The 18,436-nt window shown below is 35.0% G+C and carries 20 protein-coding genes and 3 pseudogenes; 20 read left to right on the forward strand and 3 right to left on the reverse strand.

What is annotated here, in order from left to right:
• The first annotated feature begins 1 nt into the window (after position 1).
• From AAGD70_RS03405 to AAGD70_RS03465, 13 genes and pseudogenes are all read left to right on the forward strand, one after another.
• The gene (locus tag AAGD70_RS03405; protein ID WP_065095462.1) at positions 2–1,954 is read left to right on the forward strand and encodes a DUF4815 domain-containing protein; all 1,953 of its coding nucleotides are present in this window, start codon (positions 2–4) and stop codon (positions 1,952–1,954) included.
• A gap of 17 nt (positions 1,955–1,971) precedes the next feature.
• Entirely contained in the window at positions 1,972–3,150 is a 1,179-nt protein-coding gene (locus AAGD70_RS03410; protein ID WP_065095394.1) for a hypothetical protein, read from the forward strand.
• A 4-nt stretch (positions 3,151–3,154) separates the two neighbouring features.
• On the forward strand, positions 3,155–3,349 hold the full coding sequence (locus AAGD70_RS03415; RefSeq protein ID WP_065095395.1) for a hypothetical protein: 195 nt from the start codon (positions 3,155–3,157) through the stop codon (positions 3,347–3,349).
• Positions 3,346–4,815, forward strand: a complete 1,470-nt coding sequence (locus tag AAGD70_RS03420) for a hypothetical protein (protein WP_065095396.1) — start codon at positions 3,346–3,348, stop codon at positions 4,813–4,815. The genes AAGD70_RS03415 and AAGD70_RS03420 overlap by 4 nt, the downstream gene beginning before the upstream one ends.
• 6 nt (positions 4,816–4,821) lie before the next feature.
• Positions 4,822–5,382 (forward strand): hypothetical protein, encoded by a 561-nt coding sequence (locus tag AAGD70_RS03425; protein ID WP_065095397.1) that lies wholly within the window; start codon positions 4,822–4,824, stop codon positions 5,380–5,382.
• Positions 5,375–6,562, forward strand: coding sequence for a phage tail sheath subtilisin-like domain-containing protein (locus AAGD70_RS03430; protein ID WP_065095403.1), 1,188 nt, complete (start codon positions 5,375–5,377; stop codon positions 6,560–6,562). The genes AAGD70_RS03425 and AAGD70_RS03430 overlap by 8 nt, the downstream gene beginning before the upstream one ends.
• An 11-nt stretch (positions 6,563–6,573) precedes the next feature.
• Positions 6,574–7,080 carry a phage major tail tube protein gene (locus tag AAGD70_RS03435; protein ID WP_065095398.1) on the forward strand — a complete coding sequence of 169 codons (507 nt, stop codon included), beginning with the start codon at positions 6,574–6,576 and terminating at the stop codon, positions 7,078–7,080.
• Positions 7,081–7,202: 122 nt separating this feature from the next.
• Positions 7,203–7,439: a hypothetical protein gene (locus AAGD70_RS03440; RefSeq protein WP_065095399.1), complete on the forward strand. Its 237-nt coding sequence runs from the start codon at positions 7,203–7,205 to the stop codon at positions 7,437–7,439.
• Positions 7,415–7,705, forward strand: coding sequence for a type II toxin-antitoxin system RelE family toxin (locus tag AAGD70_RS03445; RefSeq protein ID WP_065095400.1), 291 nt, complete (start codon positions 7,415–7,417; stop codon positions 7,703–7,705). Before AAGD70_RS03440 ends, AAGD70_RS03445 begins: the two co-directional genes overlap by 25 nt.
• 144 nt (positions 7,706–7,849) lie before the next feature.
• Positions 7,850–8,107, forward strand: a complete 258-nt coding sequence (locus AAGD70_RS03450; protein ID WP_065095401.1) for a phage tail assembly protein — start codon at positions 7,850–7,852, stop codon at positions 8,105–8,107.
• 100 nt (positions 8,108–8,207) lie between these two features.
• Entirely contained in the window at positions 8,208–10,508 is a 2,301-nt protein-coding gene (locus AAGD70_RS03455) for a phage tail tape measure protein (protein WP_065095402.1), read from the forward strand.
• Positions 10,508–10,750 (forward strand): annotated as a pseudogene (locus AAGD70_RS03460) (phage tail protein); the annotation flags it as partial. The gene AAGD70_RS03455 and the pseudogene AAGD70_RS03460, both read left to right, overlap by 1 nt.
• Positions 10,751–10,786: 36 nt before the next feature.
• Complete coding sequence (locus tag AAGD70_RS03465; protein WP_065095214.1) at positions 10,787–11,158, forward strand: phage tail protein; 372 nt, start codon at positions 10,787–10,789, stop codon at positions 11,156–11,158.
• Between the two features lie 23 nt (positions 11,159–11,181).
• Here the strand turns inward: AAGD70_RS03465 and AAGD70_RS03470 are convergent, their stop codons facing one another.
• A complete protein-coding gene (locus AAGD70_RS03470) occupies positions 11,182–12,195 on the reverse strand; it encodes an IS110 family transposase (protein WP_065095215.1) in 1,014 nt (337 codons plus the stop codon).
• Positions 12,196–12,412: 217 nt separating this feature from the next.
• Between AAGD70_RS03470 and AAGD70_RS03475 the strand changes: the two are divergent.
• The 7 genes and pseudogenes from AAGD70_RS03475 to AAGD70_RS03505 form a co-directional block, all read left to right on the forward strand.
• Positions 12,413–12,523 (forward strand): annotated as a pseudogene (locus AAGD70_RS03475) (phage tail protein); the annotation flags it as partial.
• Positions 12,520–12,729 carry a tail protein X gene (locus AAGD70_RS03480; RefSeq protein WP_065095422.1) on the forward strand — a complete coding sequence of 70 codons (210 nt, stop codon included), beginning with the start codon at positions 12,520–12,522 and terminating at the stop codon, positions 12,727–12,729. The pseudogene AAGD70_RS03475 and the gene AAGD70_RS03480, both read left to right, overlap by 4 nt.
• Positions 12,730–13,674 carry a contractile injection system protein, VgrG/Pvc8 family gene (locus AAGD70_RS03485; protein ID WP_065095423.1) on the forward strand — a complete coding sequence of 315 codons (945 nt, stop codon included), beginning with the start codon at positions 12,730–12,732 and terminating at the stop codon, positions 13,672–13,674. It abuts the gene before it with no gap.
• Positions 13,675–13,755: 81 nt separating this feature from the next.
• Positions 13,756–14,221 (forward strand): annotated as a pseudogene (locus AAGD70_RS03490) (ankyrin repeat domain-containing protein).
• A gap of 60 nt (positions 14,222–14,281) precedes the next feature.
• A complete protein-coding gene (locus AAGD70_RS03495) occupies positions 14,282–14,515 on the forward strand; it encodes a hypothetical protein (RefSeq protein WP_065095424.1) in 234 nt (77 codons plus the stop codon).
• 27 nt (positions 14,516–14,542) lie between these two features.
• On the forward strand, positions 14,543–15,460 hold the full coding sequence (locus AAGD70_RS03500) for a patatin-like phospholipase family protein (protein ID WP_065095425.1): 918 nt from the start codon (positions 14,543–14,545) through the stop codon (positions 15,458–15,460).
• 11 nt (positions 15,461–15,471) lie between these two features.
• A complete protein-coding gene (locus tag AAGD70_RS03505) occupies positions 15,472–16,056 on the forward strand; it encodes a hypothetical protein (RefSeq protein WP_065095426.1) in 585 nt (194 codons plus the stop codon).
• Positions 16,057–16,148: 92 nt separating this feature from the next.
• Here the strand turns inward: AAGD70_RS03505 and AAGD70_RS03510 are convergent, their stop codons facing one another.
• Together AAGD70_RS03510 and AAGD70_RS03515 are read right to left on the reverse strand one after the other, a co-directional pair.
• Complete coding sequence (locus AAGD70_RS03510; RefSeq protein WP_065095427.1) at positions 16,149–17,060, reverse strand: helix-turn-helix domain-containing protein; 912 nt, start codon at positions 17,058–17,060, stop codon at positions 16,149–16,151.
• Between the two features lie 49 nt (positions 17,061–17,109).
• The gene (locus tag AAGD70_RS03515; RefSeq protein ID WP_065095428.1) at positions 17,110–18,039 is read right to left on the reverse strand and encodes a helix-turn-helix domain-containing protein; all 930 of its coding nucleotides are present in this window, start codon (positions 18,037–18,039) and stop codon (positions 17,110–17,112) included.
• Positions 18,040–18,436: the final 397 nt, after the last annotated feature.

Below are 18,436 nucleotides of genomic sequence, written 5' to 3' on the forward strand. Positions count from 1 at the left end.
CATGAGTTTAAACGGCTATTACAATCGCTTTGATCCTGACAAAGAGTACGAAAAAAGCTTATTCCTGGCAGGAAGGGGTTTACAGTCAGCAGAATTAAACGAGACTCAAGAGTATGCTCTTTTCAAGCTCAAAGGCATAGGAGATGCGATATTTCGTGATGGTGATGTTATAACAGGAAGCAACTGTATCATAGATGGGGAAACCGGCGAAGTCACACTTGAATCGGGAAAAATCTATCTTCGTGGAGCGGTGAGAAAAGTAGGGGGAAAAAGATTTATTATTCCACTGAATACCACAGTTCGCATCGGTGTTTTTTTCGCCCTATCCACTATTACAGAACTTGAGGATGAGAATCTTCGTGATCCTGCCGTTGGTACACGTAATTATCAAGAAGTAGGGGCAGCAAGACTTAAAGTTTCCACCATTTGGGGTTATCAAGCAGAGAATGTTTCTCCCACTTTTTCTACTGATGGAGAATTTTATCCAATTTACAACATTGAAAACGGAGTATTAATAGAGCATTCACCGCCACCACAAGCAAACATAGTAACCACAGTGCTTGCTCGTTATGACAAGGAGGCAAATGGTTCCTACGTCGTAAATGGGCTAGAAGTGATGTTCCTCCACAAAGAAGAAAAGGGAGAAGAAGGGGTAAAAAAGGGTAAAAAAGAAATTTTTGTGATTAATGAGGGCAAAGCTCATGTTGATGGTTATGAAATTGAGTTGCCTCACAGTATTCGTGTTTCTTTTGATGAAGATCCAGATATAAAATCAGTTGAATCAGAACCCCATACTTTTCAGCCAAACAGCGAAAGAGTAATGGAACTGAAGGTTAATGATTTTCCAATCAGCGAAATCAAAAAGGTTGATATCACTGTTCAAAAAACAGTTACCGTTACTCACGGTTCATACTCTGGAGCTATTGATCCGATACCTGACTCTGCGGTACTTGAGATTATTCAAATTAAACAAGGTGATGTTATTTATGAAAACAGTATAGACTATAAGTTAAACGCAGGAAACGTTGATTGGTCATTACCCGGCAAAGAACCAGCTCCTGGAAGTAGTTACTCGATAACCTATCGCTGTCGCACTCATGTAAGCCCTGAAGATATAAATGAAGAGGGATGTAAAGTAAGGGGAGCAGTTGATAACAGCTTGGTTCTGATTGATTACACCTGGAAGATGCCACGCTTTGATTTAATTACTATAGATAGCAAAGGGGTAGTAAGGAGAATAAAAGGAATTGCCCACCCTTGGAAACCATCAATGCCAAAAGCACCTAGCGGACAACTTTTACTCTGCTACATTCATCAGACGTGGAAAGATGGGGAAAAAGAAGGGGTGAAAGTAATGAATAATGCTATTCATGCTGTACCGATGAATGAACTTGAAGCAATGAAAAAAGGAATAAATGATCTTTATGCATTAGTTGCAGAGGAGCGTTTACGCAGTGATGCAAATTCAAGAGAGCCTACCACAAAAAAAGGGGTATTTGTAGATCCGTTCTTTGATGATGATATGCGCGATCAAGGAATTTCGCAGTCTGCAGCAATAGTAAATAGAGAGCTAGTTCTGCCAATAGATGTAGAAGTTGCAGATATTGAAAAAGGTGGGGAAAGATATCTTTTGCCATATGAACTTGAACCGGTACTGGAGCAGCTTTTACAGACTAAAGGAGAAAAGATTAATCCATATCAAGCTTTTGATCCAGTCCCGGCACAAATTACTCTAAATAAAAACATTGACCACTGGACAGAGGTTACCACTAATTGGAAAAGTCCAGTAACCAGAGTATTTAATGTTAAAGAAACAACAGAATTGCTGTCAAGTACTTCATACGAAGCTGAATTTATGAGAGAAGCAGTACAAGATTTTGAAATTGAAGGTTTTGAGCTAGGTGAAAGGCTTAAAGAAGTAAAATTTGACGGCATCATTATCCAACCTATGTAAAAATAAAAAGAAAAAAAGTGGAAAATCAAGGACAAATAAGTGGAAAAATAAAAATCCCAGCAAATATTCCAGCAGGTACTAAATTAGTACAGTTTTACGGGGATAAAGGAAGCTATGGAGAAACAACGTATACTGGTAAAAAAACTATTACCATAGAAGAAAGAAGAAGAGTGATCGCAGCAAGACGAGTTGATCCTTTAGCCCAAACATTTACGCTAAATGAGAGCAGACACATAGGAGGCGTGGAGCTATGGTTTATAAATAAAGGCAAAAAACGTGTTGTTGTGCAGATTAGAGAAACAGCAGTGGGAATGCCCTCGCAGACTGTCATTGCTGAAAGCTATATTGAGCCAAAAGATATAAAGATAGATGGCACAGCAACACGTATTACTTGGTCGCCAGTGTTTTGTCATGCTGGGCAGGAATATGCAATAGTTTTACTTACCGATGACGGGGAAAATGCGGTCAAAGTAGCAGAACTTGGCAAATATGATGCAGTAAATAGCCGTTGGGTAACAAGTCAGCCATATCAAGTAGGAGTATTACTGTCATCTAGCAATGCAAGTACGTGGACACCGCATCAGAATTTAGATTTAACGTTTCGGCTATTAGCAGCAAAATTTAGCGAAAGTTCTCACGTTATTGATCTTGGTAAAGTTACTGCAAACAATACTTCAGATTTAATTGTTTTAACGAACGTCGAAAAAGTAGCATTTGATACCAATGTAGAATTTATTTTAACAGACGAAGAAGGAAAAGAAAACTTTCTGTCTGATAATTTGCCACTTGCACTGCGTGAAAGAATAAGTGGGGAATTAACGGTAAAAGCAAGCCTAAAAGGAGGGCGAGAAAAAAGTCCAGTGCTATATCCTGGGTTACAGCTAGTTATGGGTAATATAGGGGAAAAAGGAGATTATGTAACTAGGAGCATTACAGCAGGAGCTAACACTAAGATTACCATAACATATGATGCGCTGATACCTGGCACTGCAGATGTTAAAACTTATGTAGAGAAAAACGTGGGAGAATGGCAATTAGTAGATTTAACAGTAGGAAAACCTATTGGAGACAACTGGGTGGAAAGAACTCATGTGCTAACAAACTTTAATGGTAATGAGACGAGGGTAAAGTTAGTACTTAGTGGAACGGTTGTTTATCGCCCTAAAGTCAAAAATCTACGAATCATTATCACTTAGCAGAATGTCAGATGATAAAACAAGCAGAGGGTATCCACTGCCTCATCCAGAAAACATTGCTGTGCAAGATGTTGTTCGTATCCGTACCACAATTGAGAAAATAGATGAAGATATTACCGAAAGAGAAGATGAGCATAATCAACTAAAAAATAATTTTAAACGATTTAGATTTGAAACTTTTTTGAATTTTTGGGAATGAAAGAAGCAATAGAAGCGTTACATCAAAGGATAAAGGATTTAGCAGCAAACAGCACACCTGATCAACTGGCATATCTTGCAAAATCGCTGGAATTAATAATAGATAAAAAAACTATTTCCAACGTTGTGCAAATGACCACAATAAAAGAAATAATTGATGTACTACAAGGAAGGCTTAAGGATTTAGCAGCAAATAGTACACCAGATCAATTAGCATATCTTGCTAAAGCATTGGAATTGATAGTCGACAAAAGTTCGGTTTCTGAAATTGTACAGATGACAGATGGTAAGCTAAAAGAACTTCTTGATAGTGCAAAAAAACACTTAAGTGACATAAACAGCAATAAAGCAAGCTCTATATCGGCGATAACTGTAGCAAAAACAGAATCTGTAAGTGAAATCAACAAGCTTAGGGATAGTTCCTTAAACACTTTAAAAGCATCATCAGATTCACATATATCGCTACTTGATACTCGTAAAAATACCAATATTGCGGCAATAAATAGTGTTGGCAATGATCATAAAGATGGTCTTAAAGGTTTAGTGGATAACTTTCGTGCTGTTAATGATGTGCCAGGTGGTTCATCGATCATGAAGGAAATAAAAACCAGGGAAGACCAACTAAAAACACTGACAACCAAATTTAACTCCATCAATGATGTGCCTAGCAGTTCATCAATTATGAGAGAAGTGAAAAAGAGGAATATGGTTGAACCAGGGTCATTACCTTTCTTGTTTGGTGTACTTGGCAGAAAAAATAATTACTTTGGCCACGGAACTTTTACAACAGAGCTTGGAAAGTGGAGCAGTGATATAACAAAAACAGACTATATGCTGCAACTACTAGCAGGTAGCCATACATACGATACAGATTACGTTAGTTTTTATCGGCCAAGACAACTCTATTTTATAGAGGGAAATAAAGGAACATTTATTTACGGAGAGTTATGCACAAATAGTTTTTCTGGTAGTTATGATGAGATATACTATTACCCATATGCTGCACTTGGAGTAGTATTTGTAAAAAATACAACCAATGTGAACATAAATAAAACAATAGAATTTGTTGGATCATCGTACTCAAGTACGGAGTATGGGGGTGCAGGATTATTTGTGGGAACACCAGATAATACCAATAAATCAAGTATTTCAAGAATAATATGGAAAAATGTTTACCAATACACAAGTTCTGATAGCAAGTTAGCTGGATCTGGCAATGTAGAAATTCCAGCAGGAAAAACAGTTGCAATATTACTTTACACATCATCTTACCTATGTTCCAGAACACAAGTCAGTCAAGGTATGCTTGCATCAAATTATGTATACAACTATGGTCAATTTATCCAGTGGGGAATATATAACATACGTAGCAATTTTCTAACCACGGGGCTTGAAATAGATGTAGAGAGAACGCTAAAAGCTTGGCAATGTCCTGGGTTATCTGAAACTTATGAACTCTGGAGGTAACAAAGAATGTCTATCTACATTAGATTTGAGAATGATAAACAAGTAGAAACAACAACGCTTGAAAGTAAGCCAACTGAAAATGATTGGTATGAAGCACCAGAAGATTTTGATTGGCAAAAAAGCTATTGTTTAACAGAAGGAGGAAAAATTGCTCAGCGTACTAAAGAAGATATACAAAAGGAGTTACTGGATAATGCGAAGCTTTGTGCATTTGATAGTATGCGTTTCTATTATGATAATCATACTCACCAATATGCAGGTCATTCTCACCAAAAAGCTAAATCTTATGAGATTCAAGCGGAAGCCGCAAAAAGCATTCTAGCAGCACCAGAATCTATAGATGAAAAGGATAAAGAAATTATAGAACCTTTAGCAAAAGTCCGTGGTATTACGGTTATTGAAATGGCAAGAATAATTGAGGAAAAAGTGAAAAAAGCAGTAAAAGCAATAATTAAATGTGAAGAGCTTGAAGATTTAGCCAAAAGAAAGATTGAAGAAGCCGAAAGTGAAAATGAGCTACAGACTTTGCTAGATGATTTCAGGAAAAAAATACAAAGAAATGGCTGAAGAATTTTTACATGGCGTAAATGTTATTGAGGTAACCTCAGGAGCAAAGACAGTACGTACAGCTAAATCATCAGTGATAGGTGTAATTGGTACTGCACCTGAAGCAGATGAGCAAAAATTTCCGCTAAATAAACCAGTGTTAGTTGCAGGAAGCTTAAAGGAAGCAGCAAAGCTCGGAAAGAGTGGCAGTTTACCTTCTGCAATAAATGGAATATTTTCCCAGATTGGTGCAACAGTAGTAGTTATTCGAGTTAAAGAAAGTGAAAACAGCGATCCAAAGCTCAAAGAAAGTGAAACTATTCAAAGTATAATCGGTGGAGTTGATAAAGAAACCGGAGAATATCAGGGAATTGAGGCATTTCTCAGCAGTGAAAGCATAGTTCATGTTGCGCCAAGAATATTAATTGCACCTCAGTTTACTCATCAGTTACCTGAAATAGATGGAGTAAATTCAGTAGTGAGTGCTTTAATTTCCATAGCAGAAAAATTAAGAGCAATTATTGTTGCAGATGGACCAAATACCAATGATAAAGAAGCAATAAAATGGAGAAAAAGTGTAGGCAGCTCAAGAGTTTACGTAGTTGACCCATGGATTAAGTTATTTATTGAAGGAAAAGAAAAAATCTTGCCATCGAGTCCATTTGTAGCTGGTTTAATAGCTAAGATAGACAGCGAGCAAGGCTTCTGGCACTCACCTTCAAATAAAGAAATAAACGGTATTATTGGCACAAGCAGGCCTATTGATTTTACGCTCGGTAATACAAATTGTAGAGCAAACCACTTGAATGAAAATGAAGTAACAACGATAATTCATCAAAATGGCTATAGGCTTTGGGGAAATAGAACATGTTCAAATGACTCAAAATGGGCTTTTTTATCAGTGAGAAGAACTGCAGATTTAATTAACGATAGTTTACTTAGGGCTCATTTATGGGCAGTTGATCGCAATATCACTAAAACTTATATAGATGATGTGATTGAGGGGGTGAATTCTTATTTGGCCAATTTAAAAGCACAAGGAGCAATTATCAGCGGAAAATGTTATGCAACTCCCGAACTCAATACACCGGCAAATATTGCAAGCGGAAAAGTGTATTTTGATTTTGAGTTTACACCGCCATATCCGGCTGAGCAAATAATATTCAGGTCTCATCTTGTAAATAATAGTGTAATAAGTTAGGAGAAAGTAAAGTGTTACCGAAAATACTGAGAAATTTTAACGTATTTGTTGATGGCCGGGGTTATGCAGGAAAAATAGATGAAATAACCTTGCCAAAACTTACCATAAAAACAGATGAATATAGAGCTGGTGGTATGGATATTCCAATAAATATTGACATGGGCATGGAGAAATTAGAAGCAGACTTTACTTTTTCTGAATACGATACAGAGCTCTTTCGGCTATTTGGGTTGATAAATGGAAATTCGGTATCTTTGACGCTCAGAGGTGGAATGCAAGGTAGTGGAAGTAATGATATTGAAGCAGTAATAATCAATTTAAGAGGCATTTTTAAAGAATTTGACTTTGGTAACTGGAAACCTGCTGAAAAAGCAACTCTCAAATGCACTGTAGCTGCCCATTACTATAAACTTACTATCGGTGGTAATGAATTAATAGAAATCGATGCTGAAAATATGATTAGAAAGATAAATGGTGTTGATCAGATGGCCTTTCTACAAACGGTTTTAGGGATTTGATATGGTTGATAAAATTAAACAAAAATGCTAAAATATAAAGCATATATTTTGAACGCTTTTTTTATTGAAAAGTTTAGAAAAACATTATAAAATAATCATAGTGGTGGATTTTAGTAAAGTATATGGCAAATCTTGGAACTAATGTAGCTCTTAGCAAAGAAACTTCACAGCATCTTGCTGAACTGGCCAAGCTCACTAAGCAGCCTGCTCAAGAACTGGCAGAAAGGTTAATCAGGGAAGCAATTGAGCTTGAAGAGGAGGACATTTTATTATCTGCAGTTGCTGATGAGTATGATATTGAAGGTGCAAAAAAGACTAAAAGTGAGGACGTAGATTGGGATACACTATTATCTTCCTAGACAGTGCTCTCGAAAGAGATCTCCCAAGTCTTCCGAAAACAGTAAGATCAAGGGTTATAAGTGCAATAAAAGAGCGGCTTACAGTTGATCCTATTAATCTTGGTGAAGTGCTACACCATAGTCTTAAGGGATGCAGAAGACTAAGGGTTGGTGATTACCGTACTATATATCATGTCAACACTGCAAAATATGAAGTAACCATAGTTACAATAGGACATAGAGATACAATTTACGAGAAGGCTAGAAAGATACTGCGTAGACATTAAATATATTTTAACTTTTTTATTGAAAAAATTTAGAAAAATGGACTTCAATAAAGCACAAGCGTAATAGAACCACAATCATAATAAAAAAATTAGTTATGTAAAAGCCAAGCAGACTTTTATTTAATTAACTTTTTAAGGAGAAATATGCAAGCTATAACACTTAATAACCCAATAACAGTTGATGGTATTTCTGTCTCAGAACTTACCATTAGACGTCCAAAAGTTAGAGATTATCTAGCTATTGAGAGACTTAATGGTAGTGATCTGAGTAAGGAAGTAACTTTGACTGCCAATCTGACATTAGTTGCAAAAGAAGCGATTGAAGAGTTAGATATTGCAGACTATGTGAAAGTGCAAGAAGTATTAAAAGATTTTTTTTCACCAATTATCCAAAAGACTTGAGGTCAGAAGTAATCACGCTTAGTTCTATTATTGGTAGTGGAATTGAGCCTTTACTTGAAATGGAAATTAATGAATTTATCCTATGGAATGAAGCAGCGAAATGTCAACGTTATCTATAAAAATCGGAGCAATCTTGGATGGCAGTTTCAGTACTGTAATAAAGGGAAGTAGTAGTCAACTTACTCGTCTTGGTGAGAATATAAGAAAGCTTGATTCATCTTTAAAATCAGTATCAAAGTTTAAGCAGTTGGGTAGTGATGTTTTGACTAGCAGGAGATCATGGAAGGGCTTTGAAGATCAAGTAAAATCTTTAGCTAAACAAATGAAAGCGATAGAGAAACCGAGCAAAACTTTAAAAGCTGAGTTTGATAAAGCTAAGTTTTCTGCAACAAAAGCAAAAGAGGCATACTTAAGAAAGAGAGATGCCTTGCATTCATTCAATGAAGAAGTAAGGAAAAGTGGAAGAAATATTAAGTCATTAGTAAGTGATCAATATAAACTTGGTTCTTCTATTGAAGTACTAAAAGGTAAGTATGGTAAGCTTGGATCTGCAATACGTAGTCACCAAAATGTTTTAGCAAGTAAAGCACATTTTAAGTTACAAATTATAGAGACTATTGGACTAGGGCTAACGCTTGCAGCTCCAGTTAAAGTTGCGATTGACTTTGAAAGTGCTATGGCTGATGTTACAAAAGTGGTAGATTTTAAAAAAGGAACGGATGAAGCAACTAAATTTGCCAAGAAGTTGAAAGAGATGTCACATACTATACCATTATCAGCGGCAGAACTGGCACAAATAGCTGCAAGCGGTGGTCAACTTGGTATCAAGAAAGAAGATCTTTTTATGTTTACAGAAACAGTGGCAAAAATGTCTACAGCATTTGATATGTCTGCAGAGCAAGCAGGTGATTCTATAGCTAAACTCTCTAACGTTTATGGAATTGATGTTAGTAGAATGGAACATGTTGGTAATGTGATCAACCACTTATCAGATAACACTGCTGCTAAAGCAAGAGATATGGTTGAAGCTCTAGCAATAGTTGGTGGTACTGCAAAGCAGTTTGGTTTGGATATCGAGAAAACAAGTAGTTTAGCAAATGCTTTCATTAGCTTAGGTAAAACACCTGAAAAAGCTGCAACTGCTATAAATGCTCTACTTAGTAAACTTCAGACTGCTGAAGAACAAGGAGGGGATTTTAAAGCAGCATTAGAGCAAATGGGAATAACTGCAGAAGAAATAGTACAAAGAATAAGCGAAAACGGCGAAGAAGCGTTACTCTACTTTTTTCAAACTCTAAAGAAAATGGATAACCAGGAACGTTCTACAGTCCTTATGAAACTTTTCGGTCAGGAATATCAAGATGATATTGCATTATTAGCTGGAAGTTTTAATAAATACGAAGATGCAATAAAGTTATTGGCTAATACAGAAAAGTATGGAAGCTCTCTGCAAAAAGAATTTAAAAATCGTGCAGACACTACAGCCAATAAATTACGACTTCTTCGAAATTCAATAGCTGAAGTTGGTATGAATCTGGGTTCAGTAATGCTGCCTACTTTAAAATCTATAGCCGAATTTTTACAAGAAAAAACTAGGAGCATAGCTTTATTTGCAGAAAAATATCCAACCTTAACTACAGCAATCATGGGAACTATAGCAGCTTTAATAAGTTTGAAAATCTTAGTAGTGGGCTTAGGTTATGGATTTACTTTTTTAGCAAGTACAGTTCTCGGTTTAAGGACAAAAATAATTGCAACATTTTCATTTTTATCAGCTACAGTTTTTCCTGCAGTAATAACAGGACTAAGAGCAGTAACGCTCGCTGTAATGAGTAACCCAGTTGGACTTTTAATAGCAAGTCTTATCACTGGTGCAGCTCTTGTTATCACTAACTGGCAAAAGGTAAAAGACTTTTTCTCTAGCTTTTGGAAATCACTCATTAAACCTATAGGGAAAGCTTTTTCATGGATAGGAGATACAGTTAGTAGCATATTTGCTGAAAATAGTCCACTGAAAGAATTTGAAAAAAGAAAAAGTATTGTTACTGAAATAAAAGCAGTACATACTCCCCTAAAGAGTAATATTCTCAATAGTGGAAATCCTTTGCTAGGTAACAGTATAATTAAAGAATTTTCCAATAGAAATCAGAATAGCTTTAGAAGCAAAAGCCTTATTGAGGAGAAAAAGTCCACAGAAAACGATAAGATACTTGCTGACTTTGCAAGGAGTAAATTTGAAAATAAAGAACAAAATAAAACTCAGAACATCACTAATAATTACACTATCAGCATTAAAGCAGAGCCAAATCAAGATATCCGTAGCCTTGCAGATGAAGTAATAAAAAGGATAAGAGAAAAGTCACGTGATGTTTTATTTGATACGGTAGAGACATTTTATTGATGTTATCTCTTGGTCCGTATAAATTTGCTCCTACAAGTTTAAAGTATAACAGAGAAAATCGTTGGAGCACGATTGAGTGTATTGAAAATACGCCACTATTACAAAATATCGGCCAAGATATAGAAAATATAGATTTAGAAGGAACGATTCATCTGCATAATCTCAACGGGCTAAATCAACTAAAGAATATGAAAGAAGCTGAAAAACCACATGTTTTAGTAGATAGTTTAGGTAATATTTTAGATACCGTCTTGTAAGTCAACGAGAAAAATATAAAAATGTTATCTTTTGGTCCATATAAGTTTGTTCCAACAAGTTTAAAGTATAACAAAAAGAATCGCTGGAGCGTAATTGAATGTATTGATGTAATGCCGTCACTTCAAAACATAGGACAAGGAGTAGAAAATATAGAGCTAGAAATAACCATTTACCTTAATAGTCTTAAGGGGCTAAATCAACTAAAGAATATGAAAGAAGCTGAAAAAGATCAGATCCCACACACTTTAGTAGATAGTTTAGGTAATTTTTTAGGACAGTTTGTGATTACACAATTAGAGGAAAGACAGATATCTTTTTTTCCTGGTGGGCTGCCGAAAAAAGTTGAATTTAGTTTAAGTTTAAAGAGTTATAGTGGTACACATATTCACTAACCAACTACATTCAATTTTTGATTTTAAACTTCAGTCAACCTCCTAGTTCTATAGTTCTTGATATGATCTGGATCAAAGGCCTTTTTTGAACTTAAAACACCAAAAACTACATGAAGTAACTTACGCATTGCAGCTCCCACAATTGCCATATTATGCTTGCCTTTCTCTTTTAACCTCTCGCAATAAATCACAATAATAGGGTTGTGATTTTTAGCTACTATAGCGGGAAAATATATTGCCTTACGCAATGTTCGTGAACCTGATTTACTTAATCTGGGCTTGGCATATACAGATGATCCTGATGTTATATTTCGTGGTATAGTTCCAGCATATGCTGCCAATTGTCTGGCATTTATAAAAGCTTTTATGTCAGGAATTTCAGCTAAAATAGCTATTGCTGATTCCTCTCCTATTCCTGGAATAGTCAATAAGAGTTGAAAGTTTTCCAACAACTCTTTGTGCTGTTTTAATAGTTCACGTATGGAGTTTTTTATTGTTTCTATTGATTGTTCTATGTTCACTGCAAGGTTTTCCCAAGCATTTGCAACTTCTTCAGGCAGTCTCTCCTTCTTTTCTAAATGATTATTTACGAATGTTAATCCATCTTTTAATGCAGCTGAGCAACGATAAAGATGCTTTAATTTTTTCTTTTCAGAAGAAGGTGGTGTCCAGCGAGTTGGTTCCTGTCTTTGGCAATAATCTGCAATAATCTCTGCATCAATCTGGTCATTCTTTTGTCGTACAAGCTTACTCCTTGCATAAGACTTAATACAATAAGGATTTACAACACTAACAAAATGTCCAGCATTGTGTAGAAATTCAGCCAGAGCTTCACTATAACAACCAGTAGCTTCCATGCAGGCTTTTACTTGTTCTATATTATGTTTTTGTAGAAAGCTCAGCAGACCTTGAAACCCATGATCATCGTTCTTAAAGCTCCTTTTCCTAGTTTCACGTTTTCCTTTTTTACTTATAAATGAGAGAAAAATATCAAAGCGATCTTTTGATATGTCTATACCTAAAAAGTTGTTGATCATATATAACCTCATACGTTACCATTTAAAATGAAAAGTAAGGCTAACCTTGTGAATACAGAATTAGAACCATTTAGGTCTTTCTACGATACCGTCCAGCCTCTACTTTTGAGAAGGGAGCTCTTTTCTAAAACACAGATTTTGTATCTAGGGCAATTTACAAAGTTCTTCCCTTCTCCATCTAATGCATAAGCTTAAAACATTAGATGCTTTTGACAAGATACAAGGACAATTTGTAATTACTAGGTTAGAAGAAAAGCAGATGTATTTTTTACCTAATGGACTACCAAGAAAAGTTGAGTTTAGTTTGAGTTTGAAGAGCTATAGATGACTATATATTACTTAACCAAAGAAGGAGAAATGCTAGATCTGATTTGCTGGAAACATTACGGATTTACGGATGGAGTAGTGGAATTAGCACTAGCAGAGAACTTAGGTTTGGCAGAATATGGAAGCTTTTTGCCAGCAGGATTAAAGATAAAGCTTTCTGCTATTCAGAAAACAGTACAAAAGTCAAAATTAAAGGTGTGGGAATAAATGCAGCCAGATTTTGTAATAGATAAATGTGAATCAATTAGAGATAGAGTTATATCGTTACGCCTTACCGATGAATCTGGAACTATAGATGATATAGTTGAAGTACATGTTGATTACAGAGATGAAAACTTAAATGTTCCGAATGAATTAAATATCGCTCTGGGTTACAGAGAAACTGGAGTAGTACCTATGGGTATATATACAGTTAATGAAATTACGGTGCAGAGTCCACCTAAAACCTTACTAATAAAGGCTCATGCAACAAATTTAAGACTATCATTAAAGGAGAAAGTATCAAAAGAATGGCATCAAATTACTCTGGGTAACTTGGTTAAGGAAATAGCAGAAAAGCACGGATATGGATGCAGAGTTGCAGAAGAATTTGCAAGTGTGTTGATTCCACATATTAACCAAATAGAAGAAAGTGATATAAGTCTGTTAACAAAGATCGCAACAGAGCGTGAAGCAATGGCAAAGCTAGCTGGCGGATATATACTTTTTATTCCAAAAGGCAAAGCAAAATCGGCAACTGGAAAAGCTTTAGGAACAACAGCTATTAGACCTCAAGACACGATAAATTGGAAAGTGCATTTTACCGTAAGCAGGTACAACTCAGTGATTGCAAAATGGCATAGCTATGAAAAAGGTGCAACTATATCAGAAACAGTTGGCTCTGGTAGTCCAAGTTATATTATACAAACGCTTTATTCGAATGCAGAATCAGCACTAAGTGCAGCAAATGCTAAAATTAAACAACTCAAGCGAAATAATGCAGTGTTGGATATCACTATGCCTGGTAATCCAGAACTATTTGCAGAGGCGAAACTTAGCTTATTAGAATTTCATCAAGATATAGACGGTGAATGGATAATTGACAGAGCAGAACATTTGTTAGATGGTTCAGGTTATCGCACTGCATTATCAGCATCTATCAGTAAATGTTAAACGAAAATCAGTAAAATAAATATTCAATGTTAAGAAAAGTGTTAAACATGAGCAAGAAATAAGCTATACTTTTGGTGGTTTATAGCAACAGTAGTATATTACCTATTGCTATACGAAAGCAAAAGCGACAGACAATTATAAAACAATACTGCGGATTGCATCTGAAAATTGTAACTTAGAGACTGTAAAATTTTCAGCAAATAATCTATTAGATATTAATACACAGATTCCCGAATTAACAGCATTACATTATGCATCTGGTGCAGGATGTTTGGAGATTGTTAAATTTTTAATAGAAAAAGGAGTTGATATAAACACAGAAAAATATGAAAGATGGACAGCATTACATGCAGCTTCATACAAAGGTAACCTAGAGATAATTAAATTTTTGTTAGAAAAAGGCGCAAACCCTAACATTAGAGACACAGATGGAAAAAACCCAAGAGATGTAGCTGTACTAAGATCGCGGCATAATAAAGATAAACCATACGATGAAATTATACACTTGCTCTATAATGCTGAAAAGAAACACGAGTCTGATCGGTAATATTTCGTAACTGGAAACGAGAAGTAGTTGAAAGTTTTTTATTACACAGTTAGGAGAAACATGCAGAATCAAAAGATTCCAATCACAGTAATAGTAACGATGGTAATACAGACCATAGCAACAATTTGGTGGCTTGCCAAGCTGGATTTACGGGTTCACATTCATGATAAATTTATAGAGCAGAACAACGGATTGACCGTTACGGTATATCGTCTGGAAGAACGGGTAAAAAATCTTTCTGAGGAACTTGATGAGTTTAAATTACAAGTCTTAAGCGGGAAAATTAAATCTTAACATCTTTATCTAAATTTTCATTTCACAATGACTAAATATATTTTATCCGTTGACGGCGGAGGCATAAGAGGAATAATACCAGCCATAATACTAGCAGAAATAGAAAAAAGATCAAGAAAAAAGGTAGCAGAAATCTTTGATCTTATGGCAGGGACCTCAACCGGTGGAATTGTTGTAGCAGGATTATGTAAAAAAGATAAACAAGGAAACCCTCAATATTCAGCCAATGATTTAGTTGAGCTTTACCAAAAGTATGGACCATATATTTTCAAGTCTTCATTTTTTAGGCGATCAATATTATCTTGGTTTAACTGTGCACAATACCCATATAAAAATATTGAATTTGTATTGGACAAATATTTTGGTGATGATACTCTACAAAACACTTTAAATAATGTACTGCTTACCAGTTACGACATTCAGAATAATTGCCCATTTTTCTTTAAAAGCTGGAAAGAAGGTACTATTAAGCTGAAAGATGCACTCAGAGCTGCAACGGCTGCACCTACTTATTTCATACCAAAACATCTAAAAATTGACCAGATAGATAGAGTATTAGTGGATGGCGGGGTGTTTGCCAATAATCCTGCGGCTTGTGCATATGCAAGTGGTAAGAAATTGTTTCCAAATGATGAGATTATACTGTTATCACTAGGTACTGGTAGAACAGATAGAAGCATAGCTAATTCAAGGAGATTTGGAAAAATAGGATGGATCAAGCCACTACTGAATGTGATGTTTTCTTCAAGTTTAGATGCAGTAAACTATCAACTTAATCAAGTTATAGCTGATAAATATATACGCATACAATCGCAACTAAAAATAGCATCACCTGACATGGATAATATTACATCAAAAAATATCAAATCTCTTCAGCAGGAGGCAAATGCAATGATAGAAGGTAATCAAAAAGTAATCGATAAATTTTGCGATATCGTATCTTAATTTACATAAAAATGCCAAGCAAACTAAAAAAATTATACCACAAAGCAAAGAAAGGTTTAAAAAACATAGTTTCGTCCGAAAAACATACTAAGGGCCAAGAAGCTAAAACTTCAAACGATAAGCCAAAACCGCTACATGAGCAACCTCTAAAGTTGATGGAGAAGACCTCTAAAGTAAAAAAAGATAAAAAAGGAATAAAAGAAAAAATAAAAAGCTTTAAAATAAAACCCGTAGAAAAAGAGCTGAAAAAGGGTAACATATTCAAAAAAGGCTTCAAAAAGCTAAAAGGGAAAATAAAAAGCCTAAACCCCATAAAGTCCAAGAAAAACAAGATAATCGGGAGCAAAAGACTAGCATTTTTACTAACATCTGCTACAATCGTGGCAATTTTACCAACATTCAGTTTAGCTCCCTTGCCAGCATTAGCGGTAACTTCTGCATGTGTTTTCAGTATTAATTTTATAGCTGTGAAGACGTTAAAGAAAGTTATCAAACAACGCAAATTAGCAGTAAGATCCGAAGATGAGCCAGAAAAACTAGAAGAGGTATCTGTTGAACAAGCGAAATCTAAGCAAATTTTCAGAGATGGTAAATAGATTTATTAAATAAACAATTACTTTTGCTTATATCTTAATATATTATTTCTGAGTACCTCTGTTTTTAATCCAGAATTCAAGTTGTTACTTCATCACTCACTCAACTCATCAACAGTTAGACCACTTGCTCGCACAATAATCTCAATCGCAATACCTGCCTTAACTAGATCTTTTGCAATCTTGATTTTCTCTGCTTTTTTAACTTTTTCCTTGCCGCTTTTCATATCTTCAGATAGAGATTTGACTAATGCATCTAATGATTCTTGTTCTCTGTACTCATCCATTAAACTCAATAGCTTTTTGCTTTCTCTTGTTTTAGGCAGTAGAACTTTAATATTCACTGATAATGCTCTTGCTATTTCATATAATTTATCAAATGAGATGGCAGTATATCCTTTTTCATATTCGTGTATTTCCTTGAGCGTTAAATCAATTTTATCCGCCAAATCTTTTTGAGTATATCTTCTTATCAATCTCCATTCTCTTATTCTTTGCCCTATTCTGTAATATATAGAATCAGTGTAAATTTCTTGTTCTGTATCATTATACTCGTAAATAGATAAGCCGGTTGCTTGGGAAATTATGTCAACTGAAACTCCTTCTTTTACTAGATTTTTTGCTATTTCCAACTTTGCTTCTTCCTGATTAATTTTTTCGCTAATATGAACAAACCTGACTAATGAAGGTACTATTTTGCCTAACTTTTGACTCTCGTATATTTTTGTTAGATAGAGTATTTCTTCGTCTTCATCTTCATGCTCTCTTACTGTTATTGGTTTAGGTAATAGATCTACAGCATCAACTGATAATACTCTTGCTATTATATATAGTACTTCAATTGGAATAACGATATATCCCTGTTCATAGCTGTTTACTTCTTGATATGCTAGCCCGATCTTACTTGCCAACTCTGCTTGAGTACACCTTTGCATTAATCTACACTCTTCTATTTTTTGCCCTATTTTGTAGCTTATAGGACTAACATTACTTGCAGAAATAAACATATATACCTCCATTTAAGAAAAAACTTTATTGCTATAATTTTTTTACGAGCTATCCATCTAAAACCATATCAATAGATAAACCTACCGCTTGCAAAATAATATCAATAGAAATTCCCCCTTTTACTAGATCCTTTGCAACTTTAATCCTTTCTATCTCTCTCACTTTCTCCTCACAAATACGTATTCCCTCAAACAGAGATTTTATTAGTGCATTACGTAGTTCTTGGCTCTCAATTTCTTTGTATTCTTTAATCAAATCAAGCAGCTCATTTTCCACTGTACTACCTTCATCTTTCTCTATTAGTAGATCTGTAATATTAATCGATAACGCTTCTGCCATTTCATATAATTTATCAAGTGGAACAGCAGTCCTTCCTTGTTCATAGTTGCTTATTTCATGACGTGTTGTATTCATTTTCTCTGCTAAATCTTTTTGAGTATACTCTCTCACTAGCCTCCATTCTTTTATCTTCTTTCCTATTTTGTAGTAGATAGAACCTGTTTTTTCTTCAATACATTCATCAGCAGAGAGGCCAATTGCTTGTGAAACAATATCAACAGAAATTCCTGCTTTAACCAGACCATTTGCAATTTTTATTTTTTCCGATTTTCTACTACTTTTCTCACTAACTTGAACAAATTTGGTTAATAAACAAAACATCCTACGTAACTCTTGATCATTAATCTTTTTATATTTCCTTACTAAATCTAATATTTCCTCTCCCTCATCTTCAAAACAGATTTTTTCATTTGATACAGGAATAAGATCCTTAATATTAATTGATAATACCTCTGCCATAGCGTATAACTTCCCAATTGAAATTTTTCGTGTTCCTTTTTCATATTGTAGTACTATTTGATACGTTACTCCGATTTTTCCCGCTAAATCTCTTTGAGTATATCCTCGCTTTAACCTCCAGTTTCTTACTTTTTGTGCTATTTGGTATCTTAGAGAGATAGTAGTAGTATGCTTTGCCATACAGAAATAAATATTATACAGGTTAACATAAATCAAAATTGTTGAACATTTCTTCAAAATTGTGTATAATTATTAATGTTTTCTAGGTTAACCCGTCATGGCTCTTTCGAAGTTTCTCGATCCAAAAAATGATAGTGTGCTGCAGTAACAAACAAAGTAATGTTTGTGAGAAGCTTTATTGAAGATGAAGGAAGGTCCTTCGAAATCGGTTTTCAGGAGCAGGTTTCAAACCACCTTAAGTGGCTCTATTTAAGAGATAGGGTCATAAGCGTTAAGGAAAAATCAGCGTAAGAGCTGGAAGGTGTGGATCAGAAAGGCGAACGTAAGTGAACCACTGATGAACGTGTCGAAAAGGGAAGTGAACATCGAAAGGAGGAGTGAGTCGTTCTCCTCTTAA

The sequence above is a fragment of the Wolbachia endosymbiont (group A) of Nomada flava genome, assembly GCF_964027055.1.
Classification (GTDB): domain Bacteria; phylum Pseudomonadota; class Alphaproteobacteria; order Rickettsiales; family Anaplasmataceae; genus Wolbachia; species Wolbachia pipientis.